16 protein-coding genes are annotated in these 15,446 nt (G+C 58.1%); 6 read left to right on the plus strand and 10 right to left on the minus strand.

The features are described from left to right. From Q0O19_RS10690 to Q0O19_RS10720, 7 genes are all read right to left on the minus strand, one after another. The coding region (locus Q0O19_RS10690) for an adenylate/guanylate cyclase domain-containing protein (RefSeq protein WP_295522823.1) at positions 1-986 on the minus strand (986 nt) is incomplete at its 3' end. Positions 987-1,005: 19 nt separating this feature from the next. Further along, positions 1,006-1,386: a DUF1987 domain-containing protein gene (locus Q0O19_RS10695; RefSeq protein WP_295522825.1), complete on the minus strand. Its 381-nt coding sequence runs from the start codon at positions 1,384-1,386 to the stop codon at positions 1,006-1,008. Between the two features lie 11 nt (positions 1,387-1,397). Further along, positions 1,398-2,027: a DUF6272 family protein gene (locus Q0O19_RS10700; protein ID WP_295522827.1), complete on the minus strand. Its 630-nt coding sequence runs from the start codon at positions 2,025-2,027 to the stop codon at positions 1,398-1,400. A 182-nt stretch (positions 2,028-2,209) separates the two neighbouring features. Continuing rightward, positions 2,210-3,538, minus strand: a complete 1,329-nt coding sequence (locus Q0O19_RS10705) for a TRAP transporter large permease subunit (RefSeq protein WP_295522829.1) — start codon at positions 3,536-3,538, stop codon at positions 2,210-2,212. Further along, positions 3,535-3,996: a TRAP transporter small permease subunit gene (locus tag Q0O19_RS10710; RefSeq protein ID WP_295522831.1), complete on the minus strand. Its 462-nt coding sequence runs from the start codon at positions 3,994-3,996 to the stop codon at positions 3,535-3,537. The genes Q0O19_RS10705 and Q0O19_RS10710 overlap by 4 nt, the downstream gene beginning before the upstream one ends. A gap of 194 nt (positions 3,997-4,190) precedes the next feature. Next, positions 4,191-5,261, minus strand: a complete 1,071-nt coding sequence (locus Q0O19_RS10715; RefSeq protein WP_295522833.1) for a C4-dicarboxylate TRAP transporter substrate-binding protein — start codon at positions 5,259-5,261, stop codon at positions 4,191-4,193. A gap of 85 nt (positions 5,262-5,346) precedes the next feature. Next, a complete protein-coding gene (locus Q0O19_RS10720) occupies positions 5,347-6,099 on the minus strand; it encodes a TetR/AcrR family transcriptional regulator (RefSeq protein WP_295522835.1) in 753 nt (250 codons plus the stop codon). An 86-nt stretch (positions 6,100-6,185) separates the two neighbouring features. On the opposite strand from Q0O19_RS10720, the gene Q0O19_RS10725 reads away from it, so the two are divergent. Genes Q0O19_RS10725 through Q0O19_RS10740 form a run of 4 tightly spaced genes read left to right on the plus strand, consistent with a single transcriptional unit; the run spans position 6,186 to position 10,760 of the window. Continuing rightward, complete coding sequence (locus tag Q0O19_RS10725) at positions 6,186-6,854, plus strand: CoxG family protein (RefSeq protein WP_295522836.1); 669 nt, start codon at positions 6,186-6,188, stop codon at positions 6,852-6,854. Positions 6,855-6,905: 51 nt separating this feature from the next. Beyond that, complete coding sequence (locus Q0O19_RS10730) at positions 6,906-7,781, plus strand: xanthine dehydrogenase family protein subunit M (protein WP_295522838.1); 876 nt, start codon at positions 6,906-6,908, stop codon at positions 7,779-7,781. A gap of 19 nt (positions 7,782-7,800) precedes the next feature. After that, positions 7,801-8,313, plus strand: a complete 513-nt coding sequence (locus Q0O19_RS10735) for a (2Fe-2S)-binding protein (RefSeq protein ID WP_295522840.1) — start codon at positions 7,801-7,803, stop codon at positions 8,311-8,313. Next, positions 8,310-10,760, plus strand: a complete 2,451-nt coding sequence (locus Q0O19_RS10740) for a xanthine dehydrogenase family protein molybdopterin-binding subunit (RefSeq protein ID WP_295522842.1) — start codon at positions 8,310-8,312, stop codon at positions 10,758-10,760. The genes Q0O19_RS10735 and Q0O19_RS10740 overlap by 4 nt, the downstream gene beginning before the upstream one ends. Positions 10,761-10,805: 45 nt before the next feature. On the opposite strand, the gene Q0O19_RS10745 is transcribed toward Q0O19_RS10740, so the two are convergent. Further along, on the minus strand, positions 10,806-11,792 hold the full coding sequence (locus tag Q0O19_RS10745) for an MDR family oxidoreductase (protein ID WP_295522844.1): 987 nt from the start codon (positions 11,790-11,792) through the stop codon (positions 10,806-10,808). 43 nt (positions 11,793-11,835) lie between these two features. Next, on the minus strand, positions 11,836-12,726 hold the full coding sequence (locus tag Q0O19_RS10750; RefSeq protein WP_295522846.1) for a DMT family transporter: 891 nt from the start codon (positions 12,724-12,726) through the stop codon (positions 11,836-11,838). A gap of 87 nt (positions 12,727-12,813) precedes the next feature. Here Q0O19_RS10750 and Q0O19_RS10755 point away from each other — a divergent pair, with 87 nt between their 5' ends. After that, on the plus strand, positions 12,814-14,394 hold the full coding sequence (locus Q0O19_RS10755; protein ID WP_295522847.1) for an alkaline phosphatase D family protein: 1,581 nt from the start codon (positions 12,814-12,816) through the stop codon (positions 14,392-14,394). Positions 14,395-14,497: 103 nt separating this feature from the next. Continuing rightward, complete coding sequence (locus tag Q0O19_RS10760) at positions 14,498-15,121, plus strand: helix-turn-helix domain-containing protein (RefSeq protein ID WP_295522849.1); 624 nt, start codon at positions 14,498-14,500, stop codon at positions 15,119-15,121. Positions 15,122-15,125: 4 nt separating this feature from the next. Here Q0O19_RS10760 and Q0O19_RS10765 read toward each other — a convergent pair. After that, the coding region (locus Q0O19_RS10765; protein WP_295522851.1) for a universal stress protein at positions 15,126-15,446 on the minus strand (321 nt) is incomplete at its 5' end.

Here is a 15,446-nt window from a genome sequence, read left to right on the forward strand (position 1 = left end):
ACGAGGCTCAAACGGTCGGGCATGGACAAGTTGCCGGGTTTGATGACCATCTTGTCCAAGCCTTTTAAATCGAGTCGCAATTCCGACGTGTGCGACCGGTTGGTGTCACTCACTTTGACGATTGCATAAGTTTTGATCGGCATGGGAATGCCTTTGAGCTCCAACAAATCGCGCTCAGACACCTCCACAAAATCTTTCACTTGCGCATAGGTTTCGTGCGAGATCAAAACCCCACCAGGCTCGCATTTGCTTTCGATTCGGGCGGCCAAATTGACTTCCCCACCCAAAATGGTGTACGCCATGCGGCTGTGGCTGCCGAAATTGCCCACGTTGCAGTAACCCGTGTTGATGCCCATGCGCGTGATGAAGGGAAATTGCAGACCTTCTCGCTGCCACTGGATGTGCAGCTCGGCCAGCCGCTCTTGCATGTCGTAAGCCATGCGAACACAGGCCAAGGCGTCTTCTTGGGGACCGCGACTTTCAGGATCACCGAAGAAAACCATCATCGCATCACCGATGTATTTGTCGATCGTGCCCCCGTATTTGGCGGCGATGTCCGACATTTCCGAGAAGTAAGCGTTGATGTAGTGGGTCAAGACCTCAGGCTGGATGACCGATGAAATGTGCGTGAACCCTTGAATATCTGAGAAAAATACGGTCAGCAGTTTGCGTTGGGTTTTGATTTCAATGGACTGATCGCCTTTGAAAATGGAGTCGTAAATTTGCCTTGGCAAATACTTGGCCAGTTGGTCGGCAACGCCTTCCAGTTTTTTCTTTTCAATCTCCAATTCATCGGACACGGACTGGAGTCGCAGTTCATTCCTGTCGCTGATACGGATCATGCGCGAAAAGTTTTTCAACAGCCGCCCGTAATCCGCCATGAGCTTGGCATAAACATCAGGCGTGATCAATTCTGGGGAATTGGTCAGCAGTTTTTCACTTTCGACCAAAACCTCATTTTCTTTGGCCAAAAAGGAATCGGTCACGCCAGCCCTTCAGTGGGGGTCAAAAGGCCACCATGGCGAACTCGGCTTTGTCGAGTTCTTCGGCGAACTCTTCACCCAGTTCTTGCATGTTGTCATCGTCAGAGGCATAGTGCCATTCGATTTTGAACGCGTTGCCACGTGAGGCGGATTCTTCGACCGCCAAGAACAAGTCCATGAGCACTTTGGCCGATGAGCTGTTGAAGTATTTCAACTTGAAAGAGAAAACCGCTTTGACGTCAACCTGCGTCTCCAAAAAGCTGTAGACATTGGACAAAGGCGTGTCATAAAACTTTTTGGTGTCTTCAGGGTAAGACTCTCCTTCGAGCACAAAAACGCCAGTGGCAGGGTCAAAGCTCAAATGGGGCGTGCGTGATGTGGCTGCAATGTCAATTTTTTCCATGTCGGACTCTCTTAAAAGTAGGCTTCGAGGCAGAAGAAAGTGAACTCACCGTCAGGCATGGGGACCATGTCGTATTCCCAGTTGCCATTGGCTTCTCGTGCGATGGAGATGAAGCCCACACCCGCACCCTTGGAGCCTTCGGGCGGGCCAGCTTTCAGATGCTCGCGCATCAAAGTGGTCAATTCTTTTCGGTTGAGTCCGCGAATGCTCTCAAGCGAGGCCGAGACACGCGCCACATTCTCGTTTTTGATGAGGTTGGCGCAGGTGACGAAGCGGGTGCCCTCAGGTGTCTCGCCGATGGTGATCAGACCGTAACGCAGCTCGCCGTCGTCCACCTCATTTTCAGAGCGACCTTCCGCCAATGCGGCCTCGCGCTCGATCTTGGCACGCTCTTCAGGGCCAATCGTCTCCGCCGAGTAACGGATGACGTTCTGCACTTGTTCCACAAATGTAGAAAAGATGCCGCGCGAAATTTTTTGATCGGTTTGGTCAATGGCCATCTTGCTTTGCAAGGCGTTGCCAATGCCTGACAAGATGCTCTCATTCAGGTAACCGCAATAGGAAAACACGATGCCCCGTGATTCCAATTGATGGCGAAGTTCCAAGAAGGAAGCGCCGTTGAGCTTGTGTACAGATGACATGGATTGATCTCATAAACAATGAAGACCAATTAAATTTAAACATCAAAAATGACAGAGATGTGATGTAAAAATGACAAAAATAATATCAAGACCGCCAGGGGCTTGGACATCAAGGAACCCCGCTGCGGGGTTTACCGGTTGACGTTCACCACCACCCGGCCGCGTTTTTGGCCCGCCAGACTCTAGACCAGCGCCAGGGACAGCCAGGGGAAGGCGCAGATCAAGACCAGCACCGCCAACATCGCCCCAAGAAATGGCAAGCAACCGGCAAAAATGCTTTCTACTGAGATATTGGGATCGTTCAAGGTAGATTTGACCGTGAACACCGAAATACCGAATGGCGGTGTCAGCAAACCCATTTCGACGGCCAACACCGTGATAACGCCGAAATGGATCAGGTCGAAACCGAAGCTGCTGGCGATGGGCGCTGCCACTGGCGTCATGATCAATAAGATGGAGCTGGAGTCCAAAATCATCCCCAGCAGCAGCACAATCCCGATGTACAAGGTCAGAAATCCGTACGGTCCAAGACCCGCGTCACGCACCAGTTCGCTGATGGCCACAGGTACACCCGCCACGCTGAGCATGCGACTGTAGAAACTGGCGGCCACCAGCAAAATCAATATGGTGCACGACACGCTGCCGGTTTCGTGGAGAACCTGCCATAGTTTGCCTTTTCTCAAAGATCGGCGCATCAAGGCAATGACCAGCGCGCCAAAAGCACCCACACCACCGGCTTCGGTGGGCGTGAAAAATCCACTGTACAGGCCCCCCAGCACCAGCACTACCAATGCAGCGATGGGAACCAACTTGTTGACCATCTGAAGCCCGGTCAGGGTGACTTGAATTTGGTGTCCCCGCAGCAATTGAGAGGGGTGTTGAGGGTCAAAGACCTGGCCCGGCGTGAACCGCGCCATCAGCATGATCATCACGGCGAACACCATGGCCAGCAAGAAGCCCGGAATGACTCCGGCAACAAACAATTTGCCAATGGATTGTTCGGCCAACACGCCGTAAATGATCATCAGCAAGCTGGGCGGGATCATCATCCCCAGCACCGAGCTGCCAGCCACAGTGCCGGTGGCAAAGGTGGTACGGTAACCGTGTTTGACCATTTCGGGCACAGCCACCCGGGTGAACACCGCAGCCGACGCGATCGAGACCCCTGTGACCGCCGCGAAAACCGTGTTGGCAGCCACAGTGGCCACACCGAGGCCGCCTTGGAGCTTGCGTAGCAAGACTTCTGCAACCGTGAAAGTGTCCTTGCCAACATTGGAGATGCTCACCAGCAGTCCCATCAGCACAAACAGCGGAATGGTCGCGAACACATAGTCGGCCACACCGTTGTAGGCCGCCATGTAAAACAATTTGATGGCCATGTCGAGGTTGTCTCGCACCAGCCAGACGCCTGCAAAGCCAACGGCCAACAAGGCCACACCAATGTGAACGCCAAGCAGCACCAGAACGACCAAAACGCCAATGAGCAAACCGCCCATGCCCAAATCGCTCATACCCCACCTCCCAGGGGATCGTCAGCCTGCGCTGTGGACCCTTGTTGTTTCAAGATGCCGGGGGTGCTCATCAAATAGCACAACGCACCTGCGGCGGAGCCTGCAACCAGCAGCGCACGAAATGGCCAAGCCGGTACGCTGTAGACGCCTTGCACGCCGTAAAACTCGTTGCTTGTCCAGGAGTTGCTGAATTCAGACCAGCCGATCCAGGCCAAGGCCGCAAACAAACCAACACCCACCAGGGCATTGAAGACATTCAGTGCCACGACACCTTTGGCCGAGCGCTTGCTGATGAGGTTGAGCAAAAAGTCACTGCGTGTCATTCGACCGGTGCAAACGGCGGCGGCGAGTTGGAGAAAAACAATGGCGCCGACCGAGCGAGAGGAGAATTCAGCCACCCCAGTGATGGGTTGATTCAGAAAATTTCGACCGATGACATCAGCGACCACCAAAGCCATGATCAGGAAAATCCAGGCCGTTCCAACAGACGCCAGGAGATTGGCTGGAAATTCCAAGGGATGCTGTGGTGTGGCAGGTATTTCTGCGTGGGGATCTGCATGCAAGAGGCTCTCCTCGTGTGAATGGGCAAATGGGCTACAGGGCCCACCAATGGAGGTGGGCCCTGCAGCCATCAACGCGGTCAAATGGTCGGTCAGCGGGCCGCTTTGTCCCAGTCACGCAGAGGCTTCACACCGCGAGCGCGCAATTCGTCAAAGTAAGCGCGAAGCACGGACTTGCCCGCATCTCCTGTGGTTTGAAGCCATGGGGTGACGATGTCGGGCAGGCCGTTGATCCATTTGGCACGCTCAGCGGCTGGAAGATCGCTGACCTGAAGGCCGGCGGCGCGCATGGTTTCCATGGCTTTCACAGCGGAGGTGGTGACATGTTTGCCGTGGGCGACCGATGTGGATTTGCCAGCCTTGATGAAGGCTTCCTGAACATCCTTGGGTAATTTGTCAAAAAAGCTTTTGTTGGCCGCAACGCTGCCTAGGTACATGGCACCCACATCCACGCGCGTCAAATATTTGGCCACTTCGTAAACACGGGCCGGGCCGATTCCGCTGGCAAAGCTCAGGGCGCCTTGGGTCACACCCGTCTGAATGTTGGTGTAATAGGTGGTCAAGGCGCCTTCAACAGGCGTGGCACCGGTGTCGCGCATCCAGTTGGCCGATGTGCCCGGCGCGTGGATTTTCTTGTTTTGTAACGCGGCCATGTTGGTCACGGGGAAATTGGCATAAATGTCATAGGTATCGGTGATGAGCGACGACAGAGGCACCATGTTCTGCGAGGTCCAGCTGGCCTTGAGCGCTGGGTGCGTGTCGTTGAGCTTGTCGAAAATGCTGACCAGCATTTCGTGATTGGTGGTGGCGAACGGTGTGAAATAGGTGACGTTCTGCAAAGGCATGGCAGAGTTTTCCCAGACTGTGCCGACCATGCCCACGTCAACTATGCCGTCCTTGACGGCGGCGCGTGTTTCAGAAAATTTGTACAGCGTTCCGCCGTAATTTTCACGCCAACGCACTTCATACTTACCTCCACCTTCTTTGAGCAACCGATCCACTTCGGGCTGGAACACCTCTTTCATGGCGTAGGCCCAAATGTTGGTGGTCGGATGGCTTGCACCGATGTTGACGTTGATGCGCTGTTGGGCGACTGCATTGCTGGCAGCAGTTGCGCAAGCGAGCGCTATCAACCCGGAAAGGGCCAACTTGTTGAGTTTCATGCGTTCTCCTTTTGGTTGAATAGCGGCAGTCCATGGCCGCGCTGTAATTGCCGCAGCCGGTAGGCTGCAGCGGGGTGAAAATTTTTCATGGATTTCGTTTTCTTGTCGCGCCACGGGTCTTAGAAGCTGCCGAGATATGGGCTTGGCTGAACAATGTCTGGCTGGCGATCAGATAGCCCAGCACGCGGTCATGGACAAGTGAATGGCTCAAACGTGCGGGAGCTAGATCGTTGGCCACACCTTGGCCGTAAATCCAGCGCCGCATCGCGATGTAAAAAAAACCGCCATGCAAACCCATCAGCAGTTCTAACTCACGTTCGCTGGCTTTGGCCCGGCTTGTGACACCGCGAAAGCGTCTTGTCTCTCGAATCAGGCGAGGGAACAGTCGCTGGCGAAGAAGCGAAAAGAATCGGTCGGTGATGGCGTGATCGGATAAGCCCGAGAAAACCAAAATACGAGTGAACTCGCGGTTTAACGCTGAGTTGATGTAATCGTCGTAAAAGCCGGTAAGTTTTTCTTCTGGCGTTTTCTCGGGGTCATCCAGCAAGGCTTCCCAAGCTGGGTTCCAGCGGCCTTCGAAAACCTCCAAGTAAACCCGGTCGATCAATGCTTGTTTGGTGGGAAAGTAATGGTAAAGAAGAGCGTGGGTGACACCTATGCTGCGGCCCAAATCTCGCAATTGGGCGCCGAACCCGTTTTGTGAAAAAAAGCCAATGGCGCCGTCCAAAATTTGTCGTTCACGCTCGGCAACACCCAACCGCCGCCGCATTCGGGGAGGCTCGGACGCTAACCCAGAAGCGGGGCCAAGCGCCCGATCAGGGTTTGTCTGTATGGGCATGCTATTTACCGTATGGTCAATTTATAATAGGATTATTGAGCGGATGGTAAACAAAACAACCCCGTGAAAACCCCAAAGATGATCCCATGGAATTGACAGGCGACGTTGTAATTAACGCGGCTCGAACGCGTGTTTGGATGGCACTGAATGATCCAGCTGTCCTGACCGCTTGTATTCCCGGCTGCGAGGCTGTGGAGCAAATCGGGCCCCTTGAAAAGACCGCTCGCATGATGGTCAAGGTTGGGCCGGTTCGTGCCAAGTTCAGCGGTCGAATTTTGATGAGCGACGTCATCGAAGCTGAAAGATGCGCCATGACTTTTGAGGGGTCTGGTGGTGCAGCCGGTATGGCCCGTGGTCGCTCCCAGGTCGAGCTCAGCGATGAAGGCGAGAACACACGTTTGCGTTACACGGTTCAGGCCTCGGTGGCTGGCAAGCTGGGCTTGGTTGGGGGGCGAATGATTGATGGGGCCGCCAAGCAGATGGCAGATCAGTTTTTCAATGCCTTCCAGTTACACCTTGCGCCGGTTCAACCGGATGCCGATAAGCCAGCGGCAGAGCCAGAGACGCTTGAATCGGCCCAAGAAAACCCACGGGTCGCCCATGCCCCAAGCGAAGATTTAATTGTGTCTGGTGCGACTGATGCTCAGCCGCCCATGCGCCAATTGCCAGACGATGCGGAATGGTTGCGCATGAAATGGTTTGCCTTGGGCGTAATCGCCACAGCCGTTGGGGTGTGGCTTGGCGCCCAGCTCTGAGGCAAGGCCTTTTATGGTCGATGTTGAACACAAAAATTGGAAAAATCAACCGTGAAATCAGCAGCATTTAATTACATCAAGCCCGCCGCGATGGCCGAGCTCTTCGAGCTCCTTCAAGCCCACGGGGACGACGCCCGAATTTTGGCGGGTGGGCAGACCCTGTTGGCTACGCTGAACATGCGCTTGTCCGAACCCAACCTGGTGATTGACATCACAGGACTCCATGAGCTGCGTGGCATTCGCCAAGAGGGCGATCGCCTCTACATTGGCGCACTGACCACGCACACTGAAATTGAAAACAGCGCCTTGGTCAGCCAGCATGCCCCGATGCTGGCCATGGCAGCACCTCACATCGCCCATCGGGCGATACGCAATTCAGGCACTTGGGGCGGGTCGATTGCTTATGGGGACCCGGCGGCTGAATGGCCGTGTTGCCTTTGCGCCATGGATGGCCAGATTCACCTGCAAAGCCCCAGCGGGCATCGCAAGATCTCGGCCATTGATTTTTTCATGGACCTGTACACGACCGCTCTCGGTCCTGATGAAGTCGTTGTCGGAGCCGATGTGCCACTGGCAAGCCAGGCCGACTGGTTTGCTTTCGATGAACTGGCACGGCGCCATGGTGATTACGCGGTGGCGGGGTTGGCTGTGGTTGCCCGATTCCAGGGCACGGTGGCCCAGCGTGTGAATCTGGCTTTCCTGGGCATTGGTGCGATTCCTTGGCGTGCACGCCGAACCGAAGCCTTGCTTGCGGGCAAGACGCTTGATTCAGCAACGGTGGAAATTGCGGTGGCCTCGCTCAAGGCCGAGCTTGACCCCCTTCCAGACTTGACCCATAGCCCCGAAACCAAACGGCATTTGGCCACCGTACTGGCGCGCCGTTTGTTATCGGCTGCACACGCCAGCCGCAGCGCGATCGCTGTCTGAATTATTCCGGGAGAAACGCATGGCATCTCTTCAAACGCTAAACGTTGAAGTCAACGGTCAACCGCAAGTGCGCAGCGTGGCTCCACGCCAGCATTTGGTGGACTTCATCCGAAACGAACTGGGTCTCAAAGGCTCACATCTGGGTTGCGAACACGGTGTTTGTGGCGCATGCACCGTTGAGGTGGATGGGCGCATCGTGCGTGGATGCCTGACTTTGGCCATTCAAACCCAAGGCGGTAAGGTCCGCACGATCGAAGGCCTCAGTGCCGATGGCGATGTGCGTGACTTGCAAGAAGCGTTTGTCAGAAACAACGCCTTGCAATGCGGATTTTGCACGCCGGGTATGGTGATGGCAGGCAAGGAGTTGCTGGAGGCCAAACCCGATGCGACCCGGGAAGAAGTGCGTGAATGGATGAGTGGCAACTATTGCCGCTGCACCGGTTACCACGCGATTGTCGATGCCATCTGCGAAACCTTGGCCGAGCGCGCCAAGAACGCGTCCAGCCGTCCATCCGAAAAGGTGAGCGCATGAACACCACCACACAGAACACATTGGACCAAGCGGGACCCGAAGTACTGGACCCCCCCAAGGTCAGCCATGAAGAAAAGCCTTTGCATGCATTGACCGAGGACCCCCGCTACATTGGCCAAAGCATTGAACGCCCCAGTGCCCGAAAATTGGTTCAAGGTCAGGGCACCTATATTGACGACATTGAAATGCCCCGCATGGCCCATGTCGTTTACTGGCGCAGCCCAGTCGCACATTGCAAGATCACCCGCATTGATGCCGTTGCTGCGCGCAGCATGCCCGGGGTAATTTTGGTCGCTGATGGCCATGACCTGGCCAAAGTATGCAAGCCATGGGTGGCGGTTTTGGGACATCTTGCGGGCATGAAATCGGCACCGCAGTACCCCTTGGCCCTTGACCGTGCCTGCTGGCAAGGTGAGCCGGTGGTGGCCATTGTTGCAGAGACGCGCGAGCAGGCCGAGGACGCGCTGCAGCTCATCCACGTCGAGATTGAGCAACTGCCAGCCGTGGTGGACATGGAAACTGCACTCGATCCTGCCACACCACTCATCCATCCGGAGTTGGGTGACAACCTTTGCTTTACCCGCAAGCTGAATGTGGGCCAGGTTGACGATGCTTTTGCCAAGGCCGATGCGGTGGTCGAAACCACCTTTGAATTCGGGCGTCACACGGGCGTCACACTGGAGCCCCGCTGCCAGATAGCCGATTGGAACGTGGCTGATCAGAAGCTGACGGTCTACCACTCTTTTCAGGCGCCGCACATGATGCAGGACCTGTATGCCAGGCAGTTTGACCTGCCAGAACACGCTGTGCGGGTGATTTGCAAGGATGTGGGTGGCTCGTTTGGCATCAAGGTGCATGCTTATCCAGATGACTTTGCCACGGTGGCCTTGTCGATGATGTGCCGACGCCCTGTCAAGTTTGTGGCCGATCGCATCGAGAGTTTCACAAGCGACATTCACGCCCGTCACCACCGCGTCACGGCCCGCATTGCCGCCAGCAAGAGCGGAGAGATCCTGGCTTTCGAGATGTACGACCTGACGGGCATTGGTCCGTATTCCATGTTCCCGCGCACCAGTGCAATCGAGGGCAATCAAGTGGTCAATTTGGTGGGTGGACCCTACAAACACGCCAACTACCGGGCGCATTTGGATGTGGTGTTTCAGAACAAGACGCCCACTTGCCAGTACCGCGGGGTGGGTCACCCGATTGCCTGCGCCGTGACAGAAGGACTGGTTGACCAGGCGGCGCGAGCCATCGGCATGGACCCGCTGGAGTTTCGCAAGAAGAATGTGATTCCGGACGACGCTTATCCCACCACAGGGGCAAGCGGTATCAAGCTCGAAGTCTTGTCGCATGAGGCTTGTCTAAGCAAGATCGAGACGATGATGGAATATCCCCGTCTGAAGGCCGAAATTGCCCAGCTGCGTGAACAAGGCATTTACCGCGGCATCGGCTTTGCCACACTGATTGAGCTGACCAACCCGAGTGCGGCCTTTTATGGGGTGGGTGGGGCGCGCATTGCTTCTCAAGATGGCTGCACCATTCGTCTGGACCCCTCGGGTGCCATCAGTGTGAGCGTGAGCGTCGGCGAACAGGGCCAGGGCAATGATGGCATTTACCGACAGATTTCGGCGGATGGGGTCGGCGTTGATCTTGAAAAAGTGCGACTCATCATGAGCGACACCGATGTGACGCCCTATGGCGGAGGCACTTGGGCCTCGCGCGGTGCGGGTGTCGGCGGTGAAGCGGTTTTGTTGGCCTCACAAGCACTGCGCGCCAACATCCTCAAGTTGGCCGCTGTCATCCTCAAGCGAAGCGAGGCGGAATTGACCGTGCGCCGGGGCCATGTGGTGGACGCCCAGTCGCTGGAGTCGGTGCTGGACTTTGCCGAACTCGGCCGCATCGCCTACTTCCGTTCGGATCTTTTACCCAATGACTTCACGCCGGAGCTCATGGTCACGCGCCACTATGCCCAGCGCGATTACCCTTTCATCTTCACCAATGGTGTGCAGGCCTCTTATGTTGAAGTGGACCCGGACACCGGCTTTGTGAAGCTGCTCAAACACTGGGCGGTCGAGGACTGCGGCCGCGTTATCAACCCCAAACTCGTGGACGAGCAGATTCGGGGCGCCATTGTTCAAGGCATCGGTGGCGCGCTGTTTGAAGAGTGTCTGTACGACGATGAAGGGCTCATGCGCAATGCCAACATGGCCGATTACTTGGTGCCTATGAGCGGCGAAATGCCCGACATCGAGGTGGCGCATGTGCAGACACCCACGCGCAGCAGCCAGCTTGGGGCCAAAGGCGCAGGCGAGGCAGGCACTGCAGGCGCACCTGCAGCGGTCATGAATGCGATCAACGATGCGTTGGCGCCGTTCGATGCGCAGATCTGGTCGCAACCGATCACGCCAGAGAAAGTTCTGCGCGCCTTGGGTCGGGTGGCCTGAGCGCGCGTTTCGGAAATCGGTGTGGCGCTCTTTGGAAAGAGCCCCTCAGCGGTTCACATTCACCACCACCCGGCCGCGCACTTGGCCCGCCAAAATGTCTGCGCCCAAGCCGATGGCATCGGCCAAGCCCACTTCGCGCGTCATGCGCTCCAGCTGCGCGGTGTCCAGGTCTTGTGCCAAACGCGCCCAAGCGGCTTCGCGCACCGCGCGCGGTGCCATCACGCTGTCGATGCCCGCCAGTGTTACGCCACGCAAAATGAAGGGCGCCACGCTCGACGGAAAATCCATGCCCTGGGCCAAGCCACAGGCGGTGACCACGCCGCCGTATTTCGTGCTGGCGCAGGCGTTGGCCAAGGTGTGGCTGCCCACGGTGTCGACCACGCCGGCCCAGCGCTCTTTGGCCAGCGGTTTGCCGGGGGCACTCAGTTCGGCCCGGTCCATGATGTCGGCCGCGCCCAGCTGGCGCAGGTAGTCCGCTTCTTGCGGGCGGCCGGTACTGGCCACCACACGGTAGCCCAGCTTGGCCAGCAGCGCGATCGCCACGCTGCCCACGCCGCCGCCCGCGCCCGTGACCAAGATGTCGCCGCTGGCAGGCGTGACGCCGTGCTTTTCAAGCGCCATCACACACAACATGGCGGTGTAGCCTGCGGTGCCAATCGCCATGGCTTGGCGCGGTGTGAAGGCGGCCGGCAGTGGCACCAGCCAGTCGCCTTTGAGGCGTGCCTTTTGCGCCAGGCCGCCACTGTGGCTTTCGCCCACGCCCCAACCGTTGAGCACCACTCGGTCGCCCGCTTTGAACAGCGCGTGTTGGCTTTCGGTCACGGTGCCGGCCAGGTCAATGCCGGGGGTGAGCGGGAATTTGCGCACCACCGGACTTTTGCCCGTGATGGCCAGGCCGTCCTTGTAGTTGACGGTGGAGTAGTCCACCTGGACGGCCACATCGCCTTCGGGCAAGGCACTGTCTTCCAGTGTTTGCAGGGTGCAGCGGTAACCGGTGTCGTCTTTGGTGATTTGCAGGGCTTGGTAGGTCATGGGGGTCTTTCAAAAAAGCGTAAACATCCATCTCACAAGGGGCTCATTTGCGGTTGACCAGCACAATGCCCGCCGCCACCAGCGCCAAGGACAGGGCCAGCGTCAGGGTCACGGCCTCGCCCAGCCAGAGTGTGCCAAACAGCAAGGCGAACAGCGGGGTCAGGAAGACGAAGGCCGAGATCTTGGTGGCGGGGTAGTGGCCCAGCATCCACATCCAGGCCAAGTAGCTGGCGAATGCGCCAACCACGGACTGCACCGCCACCGAACCCATGGCAAAACCGCTCCATGTTCCGTTCCAGGACTCGGTCAACAAGTGTGACACCAGGAGCAGTACCAGGGTGCTCACGGCCAGTTGGTAAAACAGCAGCTTTTCAGCGGCCAGCCGAGTCAGATTGGCCGCACGGATGGCCACCGTCGTGAGGCCCCACAAGGCCCCGGCGGCCAGGCCCATCAGGTCGCCTGTGGCGCCGCCGCCGCCAAAACCTTCGCGCAGGGCAAAGACCACCGCGGCAAACGCGCAAGCCATGCCCAGCCATTGCACGGGCCGCAGCCGCTCGGTGCGGATGAACCAAGGCACCAAAGCGGCCACCCAAAAGGGCGAGGTGTACAAAAACACCGTCAGCCGCGAGGCCGAGGTGTACTGCAGGCCGATGTAAATGCATGCAAATTCTGCTGCAAACAGGCAGCCCACCAGCAAACCCGCCCACCCGCTGCCGTCGCGCTCAAACAGGCGCACCCCGCGCCACTGGCACCACAACCACAGCAGCAGCGTGGCCCCCAGGCCGCGCACGGCGGACTGGAACACGGGCGGTAATTCGGCCACCGTGGCTTTGACCAGCACCTGTTGAAAGCCCCAGAACATGCAGCACACCAGCAAAATGCACACAGCCAAGGCGTCCAGGTGGTCTTTGCGGGGTCGGGTCGAAAGGCTCATGACCGCCATTGTGCCGGTGGTCAGCATGGCGTGCGCGGTTAACATGCTTGTGGAATTGCCCCATGCCAAACAAAACGACCCGTTGAGATGAACCGTTTCCTTGTTTCCCGACGAGATTGGCAGCGGCGTGCCTTGGCCCTGGCCTTGACGCCCTGGCTGGGCGCAGGCGCGCAGGCGCAGTTGAACCAGGGCAGCGCTATGGGTTCGGGGCTGCGCTGGCAGGTCGACCCTTTCAGCTTGGGGGTGGCCAGTGGCCAGCCACAGTCGGGCAGTGTGGTGCTGTGGACGCGTTTGCACATCACCGAGGCCGATGCTGCCCTCCAGGCGCAAACCATCGCCTTGGTCTGTGAAGTGTTTGCCGACGAGGCCTTGCGCCAGCCTGTGCGCCAGTGGCAGGTGCAGACCGACGCCAGCCGCGCCCACAGCGTGCATGTGGTGGCCACAGGCTTGCAGCCTGGCCGCCCCTATTGGTACCGTTTTGTCTGCGGCAGCGCCGTGAGCCCGGTGGGCCGCGCCCGCACCAGCCCGGGTGTAGACGACCCGGTGGACCGATTGCGCATCGCTTTGGCCTCTTGCCAGCATTACGAGCAAGGTTACTTTGCCGCGCACCGGGAGATGGCCCGCAGCGACCTCGATCTGGTGCTTTTTGTGGGCGACTACATTTATGAAAGTTCCAACGCGCAATACCTGTTGCGCAAGCACATCGGGGGCGTGCCCACTTTGCTTGACGAGTACCGGCAGCGCCATGCGCAATACAAAACCGATGCCGATTTGCAAGCCTGCCACGCGGCGCACACCTGGGTCATGACCTGGGACGACCACGAGGTGGACAACGATTACGCGAATAACCAGGACCGGCGCTTGACCGATCCGCAGGTGTTTTTGCGACGCCGTGCCGCCGCATACCAGGCTTATTTCGAGCACATGCCTTTGCGTTTGGGGCCCGACGCGGCCAACGCCAGTCAGATGCGCATCTATGACCGCATGGTTTGGGGGCGTCTGGCCGATTTGTGGACGCTCGACTGCCGCCAGTACCGTGACCACCAAGCGTGTCCGGACCCGATGCGCGGTGGCGGCCGTGTGGTGGTCGGCTGCGAAGCCTTGGCCAACCCTTCGCGCAGCATGCTGGGCATGGCCCAAGAACAGTGGTTGTCTGACGGGCTGACCCGCAGCACCCAGCGCTGGAAGTTGGTGGCCCAGTCCACACAAGTGAGCTCCAGCGGGGTGATCACCCCCATGGGCCGGAGTACCTTCACCGACGGTTGGGACGGTTACCCGCAAGCCCGAGCCCGCTTGCTCGGCACGGTGGCCCAAGCCCGCATGGACAACGTGGTCATGTTGGGGGGTGATGTGCACATGAATGTGGCCGCCCAATTGCGTGTCCAGCCCAATAACGAGCGCTCACCCGTGGTGGCCAGCGAGATCGTGACCACCTCGGTCACTTCGCGCGGCATGTCTGAAAAATTGCTCGCGCAAATTCGCGACAGCAACCCCGACATCGTGCACGCCCGCGCCGATGAGCGGGGTTACACCCTGCTCGATGTGCGGCCTGAAGGCATCCACGCCGAGTTCAAAACCACGCCCAACCCGGCGCGTGTGGACGGTGTGTTCAAGACCCAAGCGCAATGGGCCATTCGAGCGGGCGTGGCGGGGTTGCAAAAGGCTTGATCCAGCGGTGCAAGAACGCCTGACCCGGGCCTCGCGCCTGGGTGCCCCCGCCTCCACCATGACTGGATGGTCTTTTTCTGATCTTGAAGGCTAAAATCTGTCCATGAATACCACCGCACAGACCTTGCCGAAAAAGTCTTTCAAAATCCAGATGTTGGCGGCCCGGGAGACAGCCATCATCCAGTCGGTGAACCGCTTGCTGTCCGAAAAAGGATTTGACGCGATGACGGTGGACGAAGTGGCCGCCGAAGTGGGCATTGCCAAAGCCAGCTTGTACAAACATTTCACCAGCAAAGAAGAGCTGGCGTGTGCGGCGATGGTGATCGCCATCCGCAAGGCCTTGGAATTCATTCAGTCTTTGCCTGTCGAACAAGCGGCCATCGACAAACTTAAGGCCGTCACCCGCTGGACGATGAGCCTCAAGTTGCAAGGCCTGATGCCCTCCCTGCCCAGCCAAAACTCCAGTTTGCGCGCCACATTGATGGGCAGCAAAGATTACATGGACGGATTGATGGCCGTCAGCGACGAGCTGGGCGGCTGGATCGAACAAGCGCAAGCCCAAGGCCACCTCAACAAAACTTTGCCCGCCGTGGCGGTGCTCTACACCTTGTTTGCCCGTGCCTGCGACCCGGTGTTGGAGTTCCTCAAAATGGGCGACCAGCACACCGAAGCGCAGATCCTCGATTTGGTGATGAGCACCTGTTTTGACGGTTTGAGCGCCCGCTGAGGCCTCAACGCACCAGCAAAAGGGGCACTTTGCAGTTGGCCAGCACTTGGGTGGCGACCGAGCCCATGACCAAGTTGCCCAAGGTGCCGTGTCCGTGTGAGCCCATGACCAGCAAGTCAAACTGGCCACCGTCAGCGGCTTTGGAGATGATTTCGCCGGCGTGACCGACTTTGCTCAGGGTTTTGGGCTCGATGCCATGACGCGCCAAAAACTTGCTGACGGGGGACAGCACTTTTTCGGCTTCTTCACGGTGGTAAGTGTCCACCATCTCCTTGCCCACGGCCGATCGCGCGCGAGGGGGCAACTGCGGGGTCACGGTCAGCAA

The sequence above is a fragment of the Limnohabitans sp. Rim8 genome (genome assembly GCF_945869175.1).
In the GTDB taxonomy this organism is placed as follows: domain Bacteria; phylum Pseudomonadota; class Gammaproteobacteria; order Burkholderiales; family Burkholderiaceae_C; genus Limnohabitans_A.